Origin of the sequence: Candidatus Ichthyocystis sparus, assembly GCF_900078745.1 — a bacterium.
Lineage (GTDB): Bacteria > Pseudomonadota > Gammaproteobacteria > Burkholderiales > 2013Ark19i > Ichthyocystis > Ichthyocystis sparus.
In genome coordinates this window covers 14,177-32,457 of sequence record NZ_FKII01000055.1, presented here as the reverse complement: position 1 = coordinate 32,457, position 18,281 = coordinate 14,177, and the positions used below count along the sequence as shown (strand labels likewise).

Annotated in this window: 16 protein-coding genes and 1 tRNA gene; 6 read left to right on the top strand and 11 right to left on the bottom strand. The window is 37.1% G+C overall.

The features are described 5' to 3' along the window. Positions 1-426: 426 nt before the first annotated feature. The 4 genes from A6733_RS05420 to A6733_RS05400 form a co-directional block, all read right to left on the bottom strand. Positions 427-1,038: a hypothetical protein gene (locus A6733_RS05420; protein WP_141663364.1), complete on the bottom strand. Its 612-nt coding sequence runs from the start codon at positions 1,036-1,038 to the stop codon at positions 427-429. A gap of 976 nt (positions 1,039-2,014) precedes the next feature. Beyond that, positions 2,015-2,233 (bottom strand): hypothetical protein, encoded by a 219-nt coding sequence (locus tag A6733_RS05415; protein ID WP_092411449.1) that lies wholly within the window; start codon positions 2,231-2,233, stop codon positions 2,015-2,017. An 83-nt stretch (positions 2,234-2,316) separates the two neighbouring features. After that, positions 2,317-2,940, bottom strand: coding sequence for a hypothetical protein (locus A6733_RS05410; RefSeq protein ID WP_092411448.1), 624 nt, complete (start codon positions 2,938-2,940; stop codon positions 2,317-2,319). A 1,306-nt stretch (positions 2,941-4,246) separates the two neighbouring features. Further along, complete coding sequence (locus tag A6733_RS05400) at positions 4,247-4,819, bottom strand: hypothetical protein (RefSeq protein ID WP_092460591.1); 573 nt, start codon at positions 4,817-4,819, stop codon at positions 4,247-4,249. Between the two features lie 519 nt (positions 4,820-5,338). On the opposite strand from A6733_RS05400, the gene A6733_RS05395 reads away from it, so the two are divergent. From A6733_RS05395 to A6733_RS05375, 5 genes are all read left to right on the top strand, one after another. Next, positions 5,339-6,358 carry a DUF2157 domain-containing protein gene (locus A6733_RS05395; protein WP_092460589.1) on the top strand — a complete coding sequence of 340 codons (1,020 nt, stop codon included), beginning with the start codon at positions 5,339-5,341 and terminating at the stop codon, positions 6,356-6,358. Between the two features lies 1 nt (position 6,359). Beyond that, entirely contained in the window at positions 6,360-7,448 is a 1,089-nt protein-coding gene (locus tag A6733_RS05390; RefSeq protein WP_092460587.1) for a DUF4401 domain-containing protein, read from the top strand. Continuing rightward, complete coding sequence (locus A6733_RS05385) at positions 7,433-7,960, top strand: GDYXXLXY domain-containing protein (protein ID WP_092402191.1); 528 nt, start codon at positions 7,433-7,435, stop codon at positions 7,958-7,960. The genes A6733_RS05390 and A6733_RS05385 overlap by 16 nt, the downstream gene beginning before the upstream one ends. 67 nt (positions 7,961-8,027) lie before the next feature. Further along, positions 8,028-8,900 (top strand): NAD-dependent epimerase/dehydratase family protein, encoded by an 873-nt coding sequence (locus tag A6733_RS05380; protein WP_092402194.1) that lies wholly within the window; start codon positions 8,028-8,030, stop codon positions 8,898-8,900. Next, on the top strand, positions 8,897-9,784 hold the full coding sequence (locus A6733_RS05375; RefSeq protein ID WP_092460585.1) for a TIGR01777 family oxidoreductase: 888 nt from the start codon (positions 8,897-8,899) through the stop codon (positions 9,782-9,784). Before A6733_RS05380 ends, A6733_RS05375 begins: the two co-directional genes overlap by 4 nt. 653 nt (positions 9,785-10,437) lie before the next feature. Here A6733_RS05375 and A6733_RS05370 read toward each other — a convergent pair. The 6 genes from A6733_RS05370 to A6733_RS05345 form a co-directional block, all read right to left on the bottom strand. Further along, a complete protein-coding gene (locus A6733_RS05370; protein ID WP_175330688.1) occupies positions 10,438-10,905 on the bottom strand; it encodes a MarR family winged helix-turn-helix transcriptional regulator in 468 nt (155 codons plus the stop codon). Positions 10,906-12,010: 1,105 nt separating this feature from the next. Beyond that, positions 12,011-12,101: transfer RNA gene (locus tag A6733_RS05365), tRNA-Ser, on the bottom strand. A gap of 74 nt (positions 12,102-12,175) precedes the next feature. Next, positions 12,176-13,000, bottom strand: coding sequence for a peptide chain release factor N(5)-glutamine methyltransferase (gene prmC / locus A6733_RS05360; protein WP_176696137.1), 825 nt, complete (start codon positions 12,998-13,000; stop codon positions 12,176-12,178). Next, on the bottom strand, positions 12,993-14,075 hold the full coding sequence (gene prfA, locus A6733_RS05355; protein ID WP_092402206.1) for a peptide chain release factor 1: 1,083 nt from the start codon (positions 14,073-14,075) through the stop codon (positions 12,993-12,995). The genes prmC and prfA overlap by 8 nt, the downstream gene beginning before the upstream one ends. A 17-nt stretch (positions 14,076-14,092) precedes the next feature. Further along, on the bottom strand, positions 14,093-15,343 hold the full coding sequence (hemA, locus tag A6733_RS05350; protein ID WP_092402210.1) for a glutamyl-tRNA reductase: 1,251 nt from the start codon (positions 15,341-15,343) through the stop codon (positions 14,093-14,095). Between the two features lie 113 nt (positions 15,344-15,456). Beyond that, entirely contained in the window at positions 15,457-16,164 is a 708-nt protein-coding gene (locus A6733_RS05345; protein WP_092402213.1) for an HdaA/DnaA family protein, read from the bottom strand. A 154-nt stretch (positions 16,165-16,318) separates the two neighbouring features. Between A6733_RS05345 and purM the strand changes: the two genes are divergently transcribed. Then, a complete protein-coding gene (purM, locus tag A6733_RS05340; RefSeq protein WP_092402215.1) occupies positions 16,319-17,356 on the top strand; it encodes a phosphoribosylformylglycinamidine cyclo-ligase in 1,038 nt (345 codons plus the stop codon). Here the strand turns inward: purM and miaA are convergent. Further along, positions 17,343-18,281, bottom strand: a complete 939-nt coding sequence (gene miaA, locus A6733_RS05335; protein ID WP_092402218.1) for a tRNA (adenosine(37)-N6)-dimethylallyltransferase MiaA — start codon at positions 18,279-18,281, stop codon at positions 17,343-17,345. The two genes, purM and miaA, sit on opposite strands and share 14 nt — an antisense overlap.

Genomic DNA, 18,281 nt, shown 5'->3' with positions numbered 1-18,281 from the left:
CGGACTATCATAATAATTTTGTAAGTTTATATCGAAACATGACCAATAGGGCACCTAATTAGATTGAGGCACCATACTTTTCTCTGACAAGCAAGAGAGGGAGGAGGGCGGTGCCCATATTGTCAGGTTTAGGGGTAGCGGTGTAGACGATGACGTCCTACACACCTACGCAAATGTACTAACCAACACATCTTGTAGCTAGAGCCTCCTGAAATCTGTTTAGACTTCTAATGAGGCAAAGACACGCCATGCAGAAAACACCATAAAGCCAGCAACGAGAGCCAATATCACTCTCGTAGTTGCGATACCGTCTCGATAATGCCGGGGGACAATGTAGGAAGAGAGAGACATTTCTTTGTCCCCCAACATTACATAAATCTACGCCTCTGTTAAACAAACTTTCAAACAAACTTTCTTTCTACTAGACTACAACGATGTTGATTGCAATTCGGCACCATTTTCTTCTCCAGGAGCAGAACCACCACCTAGCTCTGCCATTTCCATTGGTTGGCCGTCGCCACCTTCGCCACTACCAGATGCTCTTTCGTCTCGTCCTGTCTCTGGACTTCCTTCAGCATCGCCACTCCCATTTCCATCTGTTCCTGCAACAGCTGGACGATGCTCTCCTCCAGATACTCTTCCTCTTGAAGAACAAAAAATCGAAAGTGCTAAAACAGCCACCATCAATAATGCCACAGAGAAAACAACATAAACTTTAACTATCCCCCAACGTCTTGGTTCACTGGTGCTAACGGTACTATTACTAGAACTAGAATTTGTAGGCGTGGTAGCTGCGCTTGATGAGGAGGAAACTTCCTGAAATAAAGCTATCAGGCAGGACAACACTGAAATCACTGACAGTCTGTGAGCACCTAATCCACCACTATTGCCTACTCCACCTCTTGTATTGCTAGCTTGCTGAGATAGTGGCCCCTGTTGTGATCCACCTCGGTGGAACCCGTCCGACCCGTTCGAGGCATCATCACCTTCAGCGTTTATAGATGAACTTGTAGCGTAATTTCTATTATTTATATTCATGTTATCATCCATTGTAGTTTTATATTATCACCAATTATCACCAATTATCACCAATGATTACTATAACAATATTATGGGGTGTACCGCACACATTTAGTGCACATTTTTCATTGTCTGATTACATGCGGTAGGTACGTGCCAGCACATACATCTTCCGTAATATTTTTTGATTAATAATTAATTATTTTGTGATTGTTAGTATCGTAATATGGTAGGGGAAGTTGTACTTCTTTTGTATGTTTGGATGATGAATGTTAACCAGGTGCGATGCTATATTTTTGACATTGAATGCCCAGAGACATGGGAAACAGGCACACAGCGCCTAGCCCGGGGGCTTTATACATTGGTGTTATATATGGGAGCACTACTAGTGCCGCCTATATTCCACCCACGTATGTTTACGTTCATATTGATGGAGTGGACAGCTACGTCGGCCTAACAGCCTCCAGGATTGAGCGAGTCCTTACCCTCTCTTGAGCTGCAGATTCGTTCTATAGCCAATTACCCTTGGTTTTTTAAGTATACTTCCGGTGACAATACGGCCTTGGAATCTTTGGAACAGTTCTTCTTCTTCTCTAATCACGACCTTCAGAGTTGCTAGCTTCATTTGTTTCTCATTCTCCTGCATGACATTTCGTAACTATGGACTATGTATTCTCAGCTATTATTGTTTCGACATCTTCTCCTACACTATATTCCGTAATTTCAATGTCAACGTGTCAACACCTGCTCCTTCATCTTCTTTTTCTTTTGAAGGAGCAAGCACAAACATACTAAAGTAGCCGGTATTAGAGATACAACAGACAAAAAGTTAAGAGAAATCCCGGCTTGAGCACATTATTTTCTAACTCAAGTGCTAGAATAGTACCTGCCTCTATTTAATTGACACCCTATGCAGACCGCCCTCACGATTGAGGAAACACTTCCTTAAATGAAGGCATTAAGTGGGATAATACTGCGAAATAGTTGACAATATTCAAACAACAGGTCCACCACTGTGCCACCCATTCCATTCTTTGTACCGCCAGCCTTTCTGAGATGAGTTCACCGTCATCCACTGATGTGGGGAAACGTCCGATCTTGTCTGCCGTACTATCATCTCTACTATTACCTCCAGAACCAAAACCCAGCGATTAGACGTTGACGAAACAAACTCCACCTCTTTCCGCCCCCAGGCAATCCCAGACTTAGACACCCTTCTTCAGATGCTAGACGAGGGATCCCCACATACTACACGGAAAACCCACATCCTAGCTTAGGCCTTTTGAAATATGGCAATTACAATGACGTAACCCTCTCCACTACTTCCAATTGTGGTCGATCATCGCCCCCTCCATTATCTGCACCTGCTGCCCCACCTTCTTCAGATCCATGGGCATCATCACCACCTCCTTCCACTACTCTCAAAGCAACACCTTCCTGCTGGTCGCCTCCACCATCCGAGTCTTCTCCCTCAATAACTCTTAAATCCCGAGGGCCATTATTACCCCTGCCCCTTCCTCCCTCCAAGCCATCACGATAGCAAATTCTCAAAACCACACCTATAAAAAACATAGACAATAGAGTGACCATAGTCAATATAGCTACATCAAAGCCATTAATCTCAGGGTCAGGGTCAGTTTCATTACCAGCGGTGCCATTATTTATTATAGTGGCATTTATTATAGTGCCATTTTCTTCTGAGGAGGCTGCGTCCGAAGAAACCCCATGAAACAGAGAAAGCAGACAAGACAGAATACCAAGCCCGCTACCTGTGCTGCTGGCTATCAGTGGATATCTCTGTGAGGCAGAGGCAGCCCTACCAATGACTCCCATCCTGTTACCCGTATCATCACCTCCACCCACATCGCCATCATCCACAATGACACCCGAAACACAATGCTCATTTACATTTATTCTCATGCTATTGTCCATCCTATACTATTTGTTATTAATTCTATAGTTTAATTATGTGCTGCAGCCAGCCACAGCTACTTGTCCAGAGCTAGCAAAAAACCTCCCCATCGAACGTGGAGTGTGTCATATCCAAACAGCACATACTAGTAATTAGTAACCTAACGTGAAGATAATTATCATTTTTTATTGATTGTTACTTAGTTATATCTAGGGAGTGATAATTTTCATGTCCAACATTGTTTAGACGCGCCAGATGTAAAGATTATAACCTTCCAGCCTCCCCGTAAATTTAATTGAAAGATTAGGGGTCTAATATTTTTTTTAGATCTGTAGAAATATTTTATGCGATTACAATTGCAATTTATACAATAAATAGATTTCGTGCATATAGTTCGAGTTCGGTATATCAATGTGCGTCTTTAGACTAATGTTTTTTACTGTCAGGTATAGAGTGTTTTTATAGTTATTTGTGATTTTTTATATCTTATATATGAATAATGAATTTTTATTGTATAAATTATTTTGGATTTTGTAATATTGTATAGTGGTAATAACGGTTGGGTTGATTAATTTTGTATTTACAGGAAATTAAAATACTGGAGTCGGTGTTAGATTGAAAAAAATTGTTAATCTGCAGATTATGTTAGGTAAATGTGTTAGCTTATTTACAAGTTAAAACATACTAATTTGTGAATATTATATGATGGTAGATATCGTATAAAACAACAATCTCTATGTATTAGCATACAGTGAACGAATTTTATTGCTCAAACCAATTGCAAGGGTCATAGACAAATTCTCTGAGGGGGAAGTGATTGCGGCAGCGATAGTTATATCCCAGGTGTTGCTAGCTTTGTAAATATAATGACGATAGTTAGATGATGATTGAGGTGTAATAAGATCAAGTGCTCCACCTTTCTGGTGGCGAGGCCATCAGAATACATCGCGCCATGCTGCTGCGATGCAAGCTATAAGGTTAGAGCGACGTAGGGGTGCAAGTCGATGACTATCTACGATCTATATACATGTGAACTATGTAAAAGCACAGCAACACATCTTGTGGCAAAGCTTTCTGAAGTCTGCGCGCGAACCGAAGAGGCCACATGATGCAAGCTTACCACCAAACGAACCGCTCCTTGCGGTTGTGATTACACAACCATTAACCCAAAAAGCAGGCACAACTGCAACCCACATATCTACATCTATTGTACTTCTTGATAATGCTGAGGGACAACGTCGGAAGAGAGAGACATTTCTTGTCCCCCAGCATTACATAAAACTACGCCTGGCACACAAATCTGCCACTACAACATTATAACGCTGTCGACTGCAACTCGGTACCACTTCCCCCACTGGAATCAGAAGCAGAACCACCTAGATCTGCCACCTGAGAATTGCCATCACTACCGCTACCTCCCTCAACTTCCATAATGACCGATAGCTGATGAGGTTCTGGTTCTCCCTCTTCGTTACTTCCAGTATTGTGACAGCAAATTGCAACAACAACAGACAATGCAACCGTTACTACCAGCACAATCACGGTAACGACAACAATTTCAGCAGCTGACATCGTTGTTCCACCTTCAACATCAGAAGTGCCATTTGTGGCGGTGCTATTCGAATTTATATCAGTACCGCTGGTATCGTTCGACCCCTCCGACCGACCCACTTGATGTAGAAGCGCCATTAGGCACGATAACACAGAAAGAGCCGACAATCTGTGACCATGACTAGTCCCGCCGCGTGATCCACCACTTATCCTAGAGCTAGCTCCCTGATGAAGGGCACCAGATTCTCCAGCACCGGAAGTTCCTGATTCATCTTCCACAGGCTCAAGCTCGGCATTGGCACTACTTGACGAGACACAATTTCTATTTATGTTCATTTTATTATCCAGTACATATCTGTTATTTGTTCATATTTAGTTTTAGTTGTCACTCTCCCACACTCATACCGACTAAGTGTGACGTACCAAGCACGGCATGTTTTATAGTGTAAGCACTTTATATTCTAAAATAAAAATAATAATTTCTAATTACATGATGTAAGTGTTGTGCACGTATGTATATCGTAATACATATATTATTATCAACAATTATAATTATGTGCACCTACAATTATTTTTATTTATTGTTGTTCGCTACATTTTTTCTTTTTGGAAAGACTCATCTTTAGCAAGGGATGGGTTTTATATGTTGAACATATTTAAGCATAGCTGATAATTTTTAATCCCAATTACTACTTTTAACACCAAATTTATACTTGTATTACGTGAAACACAGTATGGTGATTTTTTTATGATCTATTTTAGTATTGGTATGAACAATATTTGTGTTATTAATGTATAAAATTAAATATAAGGGTAGTATATAATTTTATTTGTAAGCACGCTATCGGTGAGTGAATGGATACGAACAACACAGACTACAACCACAACCACAACTATGCTGTGGATTGTCGGCAATTAATAGATACTTTATATAACAGCAATAAGATTTCCCGTAAGTTAAGAGAAGATGCCCTGGATTTTATTTATCCCCATAGTAATTGTGGACTATGGGTGTCACGCTTCCTACTTGCTATAGGTTCTTTTTTAATCTTATCAGGAATACTTTGTTTCTGTGTTTTTAATTGGTCAAGTATTAATTACCTCATAAAACTTTTTTCTATCGAAATGGGTGTAGTACTGTGCGTTTTGTATACTTATTTTAGATCACTAGACCGTGTTTCCTCTCAATTTTCACTTCTAGCATCAAGTGTATTAATCGGTGTATTCATGGTTGTTTTTGGTCAATCATACCAGACTGGAGCAGATTCTTATCAATTATTCATGGCATGGACTATTCTTACCATAGTATGGACCATTGTATCCAACTTTGCTGCTCAGTGGATTTTTTGGATAATTATAGCAAATATTTTTTTAATGCTAGGGTGGAAGCAATTAATTATACCAACCCGTAATATGGAATCAATGATATTTGTATACCTTATTATTCTGAATGGTTTTTTCTGGTATTTACGGGAATATTTTGTTTCTAAAAAATTTATTGACTGGCTTAAACCAGAATGGACCAGAGTGGTTATTGCAACCATAACCTTAATAATGATGTTTATTCCTGTTGTTGACTGGATACTTAAATATAAGCATACCACTGATTCTCTAAATTTAGGTGCCGTATTTGGAGCTGTTGGGCATTTTTTATATTATTTTACATACAGATATATACACAAAAATTTACTGGTATTAGCACTTACTATTCTTTCGGGATGTATAATAATAGAATTATCTTTTTTAAATATAATTCTAAAAACTTTTAATATTAATGATGAATCATCATCATTGATGATTATGACGATTTTAACTATTGTTGTTTTTTCTTTTTCTGTTATTCATCTACGTAATATTTTTAAATATAAAAAATAAAATGACTAAGTCTATACAATTGTGTGAATGGCTTTTGAGTAAAGGGTTAATTTCTTCCGATAGCCTTAAAGAGGCTATTGCATTTTGTAAGAATGAGGAACATTCACCACTATATTTGAAAGTTTTGCTTGGAATAGGGTCATTCATAGCTTCAATGTTGTTTCTATCATTTTTGGGGGTTTCTAACTTAATAGATTTTAATAGCGCTATAAAACTTACTGTTTGCGGAACTATTTTTATTGCTATTGCTATTGCTATTCACAGATTTGATAGAAACTTAAGTTATATAGTACGTGCCATTTTAGTACAGTCTTCGTTTTCATTAATGATTGCCGGAAAGTTATTGTTTGCCTTAGGTTGTCTTAATTTTTTCAAACTACATTGGGGGTCAACATTTGGAATAGTATTAGTTACCGTAATTACTTACGGTATCTACAATCTCTCCGTAGATAGGTTTATTTTTCCCTTAATTTCCTTACTTTCTATTTTTAACGACATAGTTTTTTATGAATCATCCTATAGAATTATAATGTTCAATACATTTTTTATTTCAGAATTTATTGTTGCTTCATTTTTACTTACTTATCATAATTTAAAGAGTGATTTTTATCCATTAATTTATTCTTTTGTAATATCAATATGTATTAATCTGGTAGTTTTATGTTTGTGGAAGAATATTGCGCCACCGCATAAAATAAGTATAATGAAGATAGATATTATTAATTTTTTTATTACTTTCTACTTTATTGCACTACTGGTTTGGATTTTTTATCGTACCGATTGTTTTAAGTTGGCACAATTAGTTTTGTTGATCCTCACATCTTTAATTTTGGGAGTACTTTCTGTTCCTGGATTACTGTTGTCAGCAGGATTAACTTTATTAGGATATTTGAAGCATGAAAAAATAATAACAGCATTAGGCATTTTTTTTATAGCAGTATTCTTCCTTACTTATTACTACACCCTTGATATTCCTCTGATTAATAAGTCCTTTGTTCTTATTGTTAATGGGATAGTGCTCTTGATGGTTAGGCTCTACCTTGTATACATGGGGTTGGTTAACGAGGAAAAATCATGCGAGAGAAGGTAATGGCAGCTTGGCTATTAGCAGTTATTTTGATAATCAACTATGCCATATATGAAAAAGAACTCATAAAAAATTACGGGAAGGCAGTTTTTGTTAAACTGCGCCCATACTACAAACATTCTACCGTTCAGAGAGATTATGTACCCTACAGACACTCCCTTATCCAGGGAGACTATGTACTTCTTAAATATGACATAGAAGAGCAGATTCCTAAATCGGATATAGATTCGTATCCAGATATGGGATATATAGTTATTACTACCAGTGCTAGTAACATAGCAAGCTTTCTTCGTTTGTACCGCGGTGAATCCTTAGCTTCAGATGAAAAATTACTCCGATTCAAAAAAAACAACAATTCTATTCGAGTTTTGCCAAATTCGTTTTTATTTCAAAGTGGTAAGTATAGCTCTTATGAGAACTCTAGATATGGATTATTTAGGTTTAGTAATTCTGGTAGGGATTATGTTCTTGTAAATTTAGCTGATAATGATAAACGACTCATATCTGTATCGTAACTACAACTTTCAAAAATTATCCTACAAATGATAACATAATTAACTTAAGCACGTATAAAGCGTATATATGGGTAAAAGTATTATTATTTTTGGATTAGGGTATGTTGCGGAGTTTGTTGCTACAGAGATGTCTAGACTAGGATGGACCGTATATGTGACATCTAGGGTCAAGAATACATCAAATAGGCACTATAGTGTTATAAACTTTAGCGATCATAGATTATTTTCACTGTTAAACTCTTCTCATGCCATACTAAGTACGGTTCCACCGTGTGAGGATAGTGTTGATCCGGTCTTGGGAAAGTACATTGATATTATAATGAACGGTAATTTTGAGTGGGTTGGTTATTTGTCTTCAACTAGTGTGTACGGTGATCATGGTGGTAAATGGGTGGATGAAACTTCTCAGTGTTTGCCGTGTAATGATAGGGCTAAACTAATACTTTTAGCAGAAAAAAAATGGTTGAGCATGTATGAAGAGACAGATTTTAAATTGCCAGTACATATTATGAGATTATCAGGAATTTACGGTCCTAGAAGGAATTGTTTAGAACATATAAGAAATGGAAAAGATTTTACTATAGTTAAAAATGGTCAATTTTTTTCGAGAATTCATGTGGAAGATATCTGTAAAGCTGTTTCCTACTCTATAAGCTCTCCAACTCCAGGAGAGATATACAATGTTTCCGATAATGAGCCAGCACCATTGTGCTTGGTTCAGCAGTATGGGGCTAGTATTCTTAATTTGCCAAAGCTTAGAGAAATCAAATTTGAGGATGCTGATATATCGGATGATATGAAGAGATTTTTTCTTTCTAATAAAAAGATTAGTAGTAGTAAAATATCTAATAATTTGGGAGTAAAGTGGCAGTATCCTAATTATAGAGTAGGATTATTAAAGGGATGTTTGCCATATTTAACTAACCAGAGTAAGACATGAATTATTTGATTACAGGTGGCACGGGATTTATTGGTAGAAACTTAATTAGTAATCTTTATAAAAATGGTGATTTTATTAAAGTTTTGTCTCGCAGCGATGGAGTTTCTATTGATAATTGTGAGGTAGTGCAAAGCTTAGATGAAATCAAAGATGATGATAGCATTGATATAATTATTAATTTAGCTGGTAGACCAGTGGATCATTTATGGACGGATTCAATTAAAAAAGATTTAATAGAAAGTAGAGTAAGTATAACTAATTCTCTCTTAAAACTCATACAGAGATTAAATTCTAAACCCAAAGTTATGATATCAGCCTCGGCAATTGGCTATTACGGTCCCTATAATGGAGCTGTCTTAGATGAGAATTCTGAGCCCCGTTCTTCTTTTACAAATTCATTGTGCGATTCTTGGGAGAAAGAAGCCTGTAAAGCTACAGAGGAGGGAGTTCGTGTATGTATTACACGTTTTGGTATTGTTCTTGGAAGGGATGGCGGCTTTATAAAAAAGGTATTTGTTCCTTTTAGTTTGGGACTTGGTGGTAAAGTTGGAGATGGCAGTCAAATTTTTTCATGGATACATATAAAAGATGTAATTAATGGGATTAAATTTCTTATTCAGTGCGATCAATGTAGCGGTAAATACAACTTTGTTTCTCCGGATGTTGTTACAAACGAAGAATTCATGAAATGTATAGGGAAGGTTTTGAACAGGCCAGTTTTACTTAGCATTCCCGATATGTTTTTGAAACTTGCTTTGGGAGAAATGGCTGAGGAACTATTATTAACCGGGAATGAAGTAAAGCCGCAAAAATTACTCTCTGAGGGGTACAAATTTTTATACGAAAATCACGAAGATGCATTGCTTGATATACTAAAATCATAATATTACTCCACCAATAATTATAATGATAATTTCTAATGAATGCTATCTACAACACATACTGTGTTGTAGTAGCGTTGGATAGTATGTTTTATATTACCTCCTGTATTTGTTATTTAGTATGAATGTAAAAAAGCCTTCTAATTTCAAGTTTTCCCCCTAATGAAATTTTTTACTTTTTTGTGTATTACATGATTTGCCCTGCTATTTTATAGTTACATGTTGTCACCTAATTGCTTAGGTTACTTTATTTATTGTAGTTATTTTTTTAATGTAAATAATATCAATTTTATCGAGATAAAATTTGTGACGTATCATATACATATATTCATCATAGCTCAACAACAATCTTTATTTTAACTACAAACTTACGAAATTCGTATCTTGTGCAACAGCACTCTAATACGAACATATTTGCAATTGCAAATATGTTCCAATGATGAGCCAGCTGTCTAGTAAAGTACTGTGATATGTGCGACTGTATTTTTATTTTTGTGGTCTTAGATTGTTCTACTATATATGTGTGCTTCTAAGACCTTATACTAACGGTTTTTTTCATTAATACATCTGGCATCATGCTTGGATTTGTATGGCTTATATGTCATATTTGCTAGTAGTTAATATTGAACATATTGTTTTTATACAAACCAAATATCTTAGGCTGCGTCCTTTGTTTCTTTTTTAATAACTGTCCTCAAGAACTCATCTAAGTCCTCTCTGTTTTTTTCTACAGGTGCAAAAAAGTCACTTTCTGTTTTGAGTAGATCTCTTGTTGCTTCCTGTATTTTCTTTGTTCCCTCCTCAGTTAATTTGGGAAATTTGGCACGTTCATCACCTTTCTTTTGTGAGCGTGAAAGAAGTCCTCTTTTTTCCAAATTACGCAGTACTTGTGAGGTCATCGTAACGTCAAATTTTAAAAATTTGGCCAGATCATTTTGTGAAACCAAAGCTACATCCTTAGTCATGAAACCCAAGGACATAAGCAGCATAAACTGTACATGAGTTAGTTCATGGGGAGAAAGTGCATTTTCAATTTTTCTTTTCCAAGAAAAATATGCCGAATAAAGTAAGAATCCACTCATGTTGTTCATGTTTACCCAGCTAAGCCTAGTACCTTTTTTCATTACGTGCTCCATATTAATTTAACATCAAAACTTATACCCAACTGCAGAAAGGTATAATCCATATACCTGTAATTCACAAATAGTAATTATCCATATTTTTATGGAACTTTATTTAATCACGAAATATTTGTCTGAAAACAGGATATACTTAATTATGACAAGTAAAGGCACGATAATAAACGTATTATACCACTTGGATACAAATTCCTATTGTTTATTATCAGTACTGATTTGTATGTATATGTTTAAGCTTCCGTTGTTTGTATTTGTTTTTTTTATACTTTAATTCATATCTAATGTTTATTACGTAATTATGTGCAATATACAAGATTAACATACTGATTTAGTTTAGTGTTTATTGTAGACAATTAATTTTCAGGATATGCAATTTATTGGTAAATTTATTCCCTAAGTTATGCTCAATTCTTATTTTACATATGGCTATGTGCGCTACTACACAGATAGTTTTACTTTAAATATTAACTATGTATGTTAATTGCAGTGGCATTATAATCATGCCATTTTTTAATAGTACAAAAAAAGATATCGCGCAAGTATATGCCTGAGACTACTAGATTGTTGTAATCACGCACCATCATAACTTATCTATGTCTTATATACACTGCAAGTACTACTTATACTAATAAGTTTTGCGTATACAATATTTATTGTTTTATTGCCAACAAGATAGTTTAAAAGAACTTAAATTGTATCAATCATAGACCTGTAAATTAGGTAATTATTCACATTATATTACTTATGTTGACTTGTTGCCATTGTTCTATTTGTTGAGTATTTATTTTGCTTTCTAATTACTAAGATTAGACTATGTCATTACTTTTTTGTGAAAATATTTAGCAGTATTGCCTATAAATTGCTCTTAGAAATTTGCACTCAATAATTAATTATAGACATATGAGACATTTTTATGAGTTCAAAGGATACTTGAAGGATTAATACAATAATTATAAGTTGTGCCATATTGTTATTCGGTTCTTGATGGTTATTTTTCTTATATTATTAGTGCAGCATGATGCAAAAAACACCAATAAAATCAATTGTTATATTGATAATTAATGCAAACTTCCAACAAATTACTACTGTCTGGCGGAGAGAGTGGGATTCGAACCCACGGTACTATTAGATAGTACAACAGATTTCGAGTCTGCCCCATTCGGCCACTCTGGCATCTCTCCGTAATTGTTGCCACCAAAATACGCGAAGTATACATTAATTATGTTATTACTGACAGATAGTTGAGACGCCTATTTTATGCAATATACATTCCAGATGTTACTCTATCACGAAATTGAGAATCCTTATGTGTAGAAACTATTGTGAAGCCATTTTCATGAAATATTCTTTGACATCCTGATCCCTGCTGCCACCCATGCTCTACCATCAGGCATCCTCCTTTATGTAGGTGATAAGGAGCGCCTATTGCTATCTCTACTATATCACCATATCCATACTGTTCTGAAATCAGAGCAATTTGTGGCTCATTACGTAGACTATGAATATGAGGGTCATCATCTGATATGTATGGTGGATTGGAGGCTATGAGGTCAAACTTTTCTCCTTGGACGGCATCATACCAACTGCCATATGCTAGCCTTATGTCTACCCCATGAAGTAGTGAGTTCTTCTTTGCAACCTCCAAGGCATAGTGTGAGATATCAGTCGCCCAAACTTCATGTCGAGGGAAGAATTTTTTTGCCATTATTGCTACTATTCCACTTCCAGTTCCTAGGTCCAGAATACGTCTCTGGTCCTTATACCCACTAAGCTTGTTAAACATATGCATCAACAAGAGCTCAGTTTCTGGCCTAGGAATCATAACCCCTGAAGATACTAAAAAACTGTTCCCCATGAAATACGAACTACCTATTATATAAGATACTGGAACTCCTTTTTTGAGTTTTTTATATGCAGACTCAAGGATGAGAGTTGCATCATATGGTACAAGTTTGTCCATGTTTGTGAGGAGGTAGACATGATTACACTTAGTGAGGTGAGTAATTATCCATATTGACTCCTGGTACGATATGTATTTCCTGAAATTTGATATCCAGAAGCAATATGTACCTCTACTCATCATTTCCCAGGTTACTCATCCATTCTGCCTGATGGTCAGCTTGAAGCGATCTTGTAATTTCAAATATATCGCCGTCCAAGATGGCATCTATTTTGTATAGTGTGAGGTTTATACGGTGATCCGTTATTCTCCCTTGAGGGAAGTTATAGGTCCGAATTCTTTCAGAGCGATCTCCAGTTCCTACAAGAGATTTCCTGGTTTTGGCAACTTTTTCATTTTGCTCTTGTATTTTCTTATTTAGTATGCGCGACGATAATACTGAGAGCGCTCTCTCCTTGTTTTTGTGCTGTGACCTGTCCTCCTGGCATTCTGCCACTATTCCAGTTGGTATATGTGTTATACGAACAGCAGAATCAGTTTTGTTAACGTGCTGTCCTCCTGCTCCAGAAGCCCTATAAGTATCAATGCGAATGTCCTGAGGTTGGATAACTATTTCATTAATCTCATCCAACTCAGGCATTACAGCAACTGTGCACGCTGATGTATGTATTCTTCCTTGAGTTTCTGTTATAGGAACACGTTGAACACGATGAGCCCCAGATTCGAATTTCAGCTGTGAGTAAACATTGGAACCTATTATCTTTAATATAACCTCTCTGTATCCACCAGTATCCGCTGGCGATTCAGAAACAATTTCTATTTTCCAACCACTGCGCTCGGCGAATCGGCAATACATGCGTAGCAAATCTGCTGAAAATAATGCAGACTCATTCCCACCCGTTCCAGCTCTTATTTCTAGATACACATTACAGCGATCATTCGGGTCATGAGGTATAAGCATGGCACAAATTTGCTTCTCTAGCTCGTCCTTTTTGTTTCTGAGTAACGTAATTTCCTCCTCTGCAAGAGCCTTCATTTGATTGTCCAACAGCATTTCCTCTGCCTCGACAATTTCCTGCTCTGCCTTTACGTATTTTTCATAAAGAGAAGATATATGCTTTATCTCAGCATGCTCTTTATTTAATGATTTGTAGCGATTTATATCACTGGTGATATTCTCCTGTGTTAGGAGTGCATTTATTTCCTCAGTTCGCTTGCACATTTTACGTAGATGATTACGTATAGACTCTTTCATACATTATTCCGTAGATGTTAAGTATTCTTTTCTATGTCAAATATCTTCGCAACCATGTCTCTTGCGGCCTTATCTCCCAGACGGATGTTATCACGTAACGCCATTGTTGGATGATGGAGAATTTTGTTTACTATCTTTTGGCATAAATCCTGTATGACTATCTCAGATGGTACGCCACGACCTAATTTCCTAACAGCTCGTTGACCCTCCTGTACTGCAATGTGGTAATTTTTTTCTCTAAGTGTCTTTATGATTTTCGCAGACGATCTAGTGGTTAGCCAGTGCAGGTATATTGTCAGATTTTTATCAACTATTTTCTCTGCTTCCTGTATTGCGGAACATCTTGATATAAAGCTTGATGTTACGAAACGAGACAGATCATCTATTGTATACAGTTTGACATGATTATCATGATAATCTCCAGGCTCTATACTGCGAGGAACCGATAAATCAATCATAATTATAGGCTTGCCTTGTCTTTTGGATATAGCATTACTTACCATATCATCAGATATAATTGGAGGTGAACTAATTATTCCGCTTACTATGACGTCGTACTCATGCAAATGCTGCCCGAATGTATCAAATGGTATTTTGCTAGCATTAAATTTGGCGATTAACGGAGCTATACGTTCCTCAGTCCTATTTGTTATTCCAATTGATTTAGGGGATCTGCTTTTGAAGTGAGTCATGCAGAGGCTAATTATTTCTCCACCTCCTACAAACAATACCCTTTGCTCCTTTATTGGGGCAAAACTTTTTTCTACCAAGTATGCTGCACAAGCAGCAGTTGAGATTACGTTTCTGCCAATTCCAGTGGAGCTGCGTACTTCCTTAGCTGTTGAAAATGAATAGTGAAACAATCGGTGCAGGACCGTACCACATCCATTTGAGGACTGAGATATAGAGGCAGCTTTCTTTAGTTGCCCCAAAATCTGAGACTCGCCTATTATAATGGAATCTAGGCTTGATGCTACACGGAAGATGTGCCTAACTGCATTTCCATCGTTCCTATATACCATGTGTCTGTTAAGTTCTTCGTATGGTATACCCTTTTCATGTGATAGCCACTCGCATATGTCAAAGCTTTCATGAGTAACTAAGTAGATTTCCGTGCGGTTGCAGGTGGATAATATCGCTGCTTCACTGATGCTAGGTAAAAGTACAAGCTCACGTATAGACTGTACAATTTCATCATTACTGAACCACACCCTTTCTCTAAATTCTACGGGTGCCGACTGATGGCTGATACTTGCAGTCCGTAACATAAGCTATCTATCTCCAAGTCTTGGTAAAGAAAAGAGAAACCAGAGAGTCGAGGTATACTAACACATAGGCTGCATTTTCTCGATGGGCCCATATCCGTGGCATATACCCTTGCCTACGTGTTGACGTTGCGTTGACACGTTACCGTGTTATCTAGAAATTGCTGAGATTCTATAGCTTCACGGACGAAGTGAGCTGTTATGTTTTTCTTTTGTGATAAAGACAATAAATCAAGGCGATTCAACCAATCAATGAGATTAGAAAGATTCCTATCAACATGATTAAGAAGGTAAGTGACCGTGCTTTCCTTTAAATTAATACCTCTTTCCTGAGCGTAGTTTTTAACTACTTCTATTTTTTGTTCGTCGGAAAGGGTATGTATTGTAAATGCCAATAATGTCGCAACACGTGTCCTAAGATCCTCACGTAACTTTAGGAAGAGAGGCGCTTTAATGCCAGATAATATAAACACAATAGGCCTTTGGCTAGCGCTATTGAACCAGTCAAATAATACAATCTGTCCTTTTGGTGAAAGCATATGGATGTTGTCAATAGCTAGTAATTTGAGTCCTTTTATGTTTACTTTCAGGGTTTTGTTAGTAGAGGCATCCACATATACGGCATTCTCAACACCATGCACTGCAGCATGTAGTAAGTGAGTTTTACCGCATCCTAGGTTGCCAAACAAGTATAATCCCAACCCTGAGATTTTTCCATCACGGACTTTATTAATAGATTCAATGAGCTCTTTGTTTTTGCCGATAACAAAATTGCCAAGAGTTAACTGATAAGCTGTTGATAGGTCTAGGACACTCTGTTTCATATTGTTTGGTACAAGACATAATTTGGCAAGTTTACCAAAAACACAGACATAAAATCACTCAAAATTGATACGCTTTGCTATAAAGTTGATTGTTTTGTGGAAAAAAATGTATCGTATACCCAACTATAAGCAGCCTAATTGAACAGGAGGGGCAATGCGCAGTGCTACGTATCTTGATTCTGGAGTTAACATATGTGCCGGTGATAGGTTTGTTCGTTCCATAAAGTCAATCTCCAAATGTACCCACGTGCCAGGTGTCTTATCTGGCGTTGGAGGTTTTTCATCCCTTTTTGATTTGGGTAGTCTATCGTACCAAGATCCTATTTTGGTTTCAGGTGCAGACGGTGTTGGTACAAAGTTGAGATTGGCTATCGATTACTCCCGACATGATTCCATAGGTGTAGATTTGGTAGCCATGTGTGTTAACGATGTACTAGTCCAGGGTGCTAATCCTCTCTTTTTTCTCGATTATTTCTCTTGTTCTACTCTGTGTGAGGAGTTGGCTAGATCTGTTGTTTCCGGTATAGCAGAGGGTTGTAGGCAGGCATCATGTGCTCTAATTGGTGGAGAAACAGCCGAAATGCCAGGTATGTATAGTGGTAATGACTACGATTTGGCCGGATTTTGTGTGGGAGTAGTTGAAAAATCTAAGATGATGAATATCAGTCGTGTATCTGAGGGAGACATAGTTGTGGGAATTGCTTCTTCTGGTATTCATTCTAACGGCTATTCCTTGGTACGCTATATTTTGAACAACAATAATATTGATGTTTATCAACCGTGGGAATCTGGTTCCCTTCTTGACCGATTGATGGTACCTACAAGGATTTATGTATCATCTGTGCTCGGTCTTTTGTTAAAGTTTGGACCCTTGGTTCATGCTATGGCTCATATTACTGGAGGAGGTTTATTGGGAAATATACCCCGCGTGTTGCCAGATGGCTTGACAGCACGATTGTTCCATTCTTCGTGGGTGTCTGATCCCATATTCTATTGGCTGAAGGAGCAGGGTAATATTAATTCCAATGAGATGTTTCGCGTTTTCAACAATGGGATAGGTTTTGTGCTTATTGTTTCCCCAGATTCTGCAGCTTCGGTTATCAGGGCTTTGAGAGATTGTGGCGAAGAAGCCTATGAGATAGGTGAGATAGAGGTTTCATATAGCGAGGAACGGGTTATTATCTTGCCTTAAGTAGGAAATTGCTTAACTCTTGGTTAAATCTCGTATCTACGTCCTGTTTTTCATATGGGAAAAGTACGGTGTCGCAAGGGGTTTTTTTGAGCCACGTTAGTTGTCTTTTTGCCAGCTGTCTTGTTGCTATAACGCCGGAAGTGATTAGTTCCTCTATGGGCTGTTTGTTCTTTAGGTACTGTATGACTTGTTTGTATCCTATGCATCTCATTGAGGGGGTATTTTCGTGTATCTCATATTTTTTTAGCAGATTTTTGACCTCATCTATTAATCCATTCTCAATCATGCCTTGAAACCTATTTTCTATTATTGTTTGTATATCCTGCCGATTATTTACGTTTAGGCCACAAATCCAAAAAGGCGTATTACCTAATGGTTTTTCTATCGCTTGGAAATACTCTGACATTTTAGTACCAGTTGCATAGTAAATTTCAAGTGCTCTTTGAATGCGCTGCCTATCATTTTTATTTAATTGTGCAGCTCGCTGTGGGTCTACTTTTTCTAATTTTTTGTGAAGCGCTAGCCATCCCTTTTCTTGTGCCTCCTCTTCTATTTTTTTTCGTATCATAGGATTGCCATTCGGTATAGCGTTGATCCCATAGTAAATGCTATGTAGGTACAAAAATGTTCCTCCAACTAGTACTGGTATGTTTCCTCTTGACCAAATTTCTGTAATCAGATTTTTGGCTAATGAAATAAACTTCGCAGCTGAAAAAGACTCAGTTGGTGGTATTATGTCAATCAAGTGATGCACAAGTTGTTGTTGTTCAATAATATTTGGCTTGGCTGTTCCTATATTCATTCCAATGTATACTTGTGCTGAGTCCATACTTATTACTTCAATTGGCCAATTTCTAGCCATAGAAAATGCTAAGTTTGTTTTGCCTATTGCAGTTGGTCCAACAATAGCCGTTACTATCTTCAT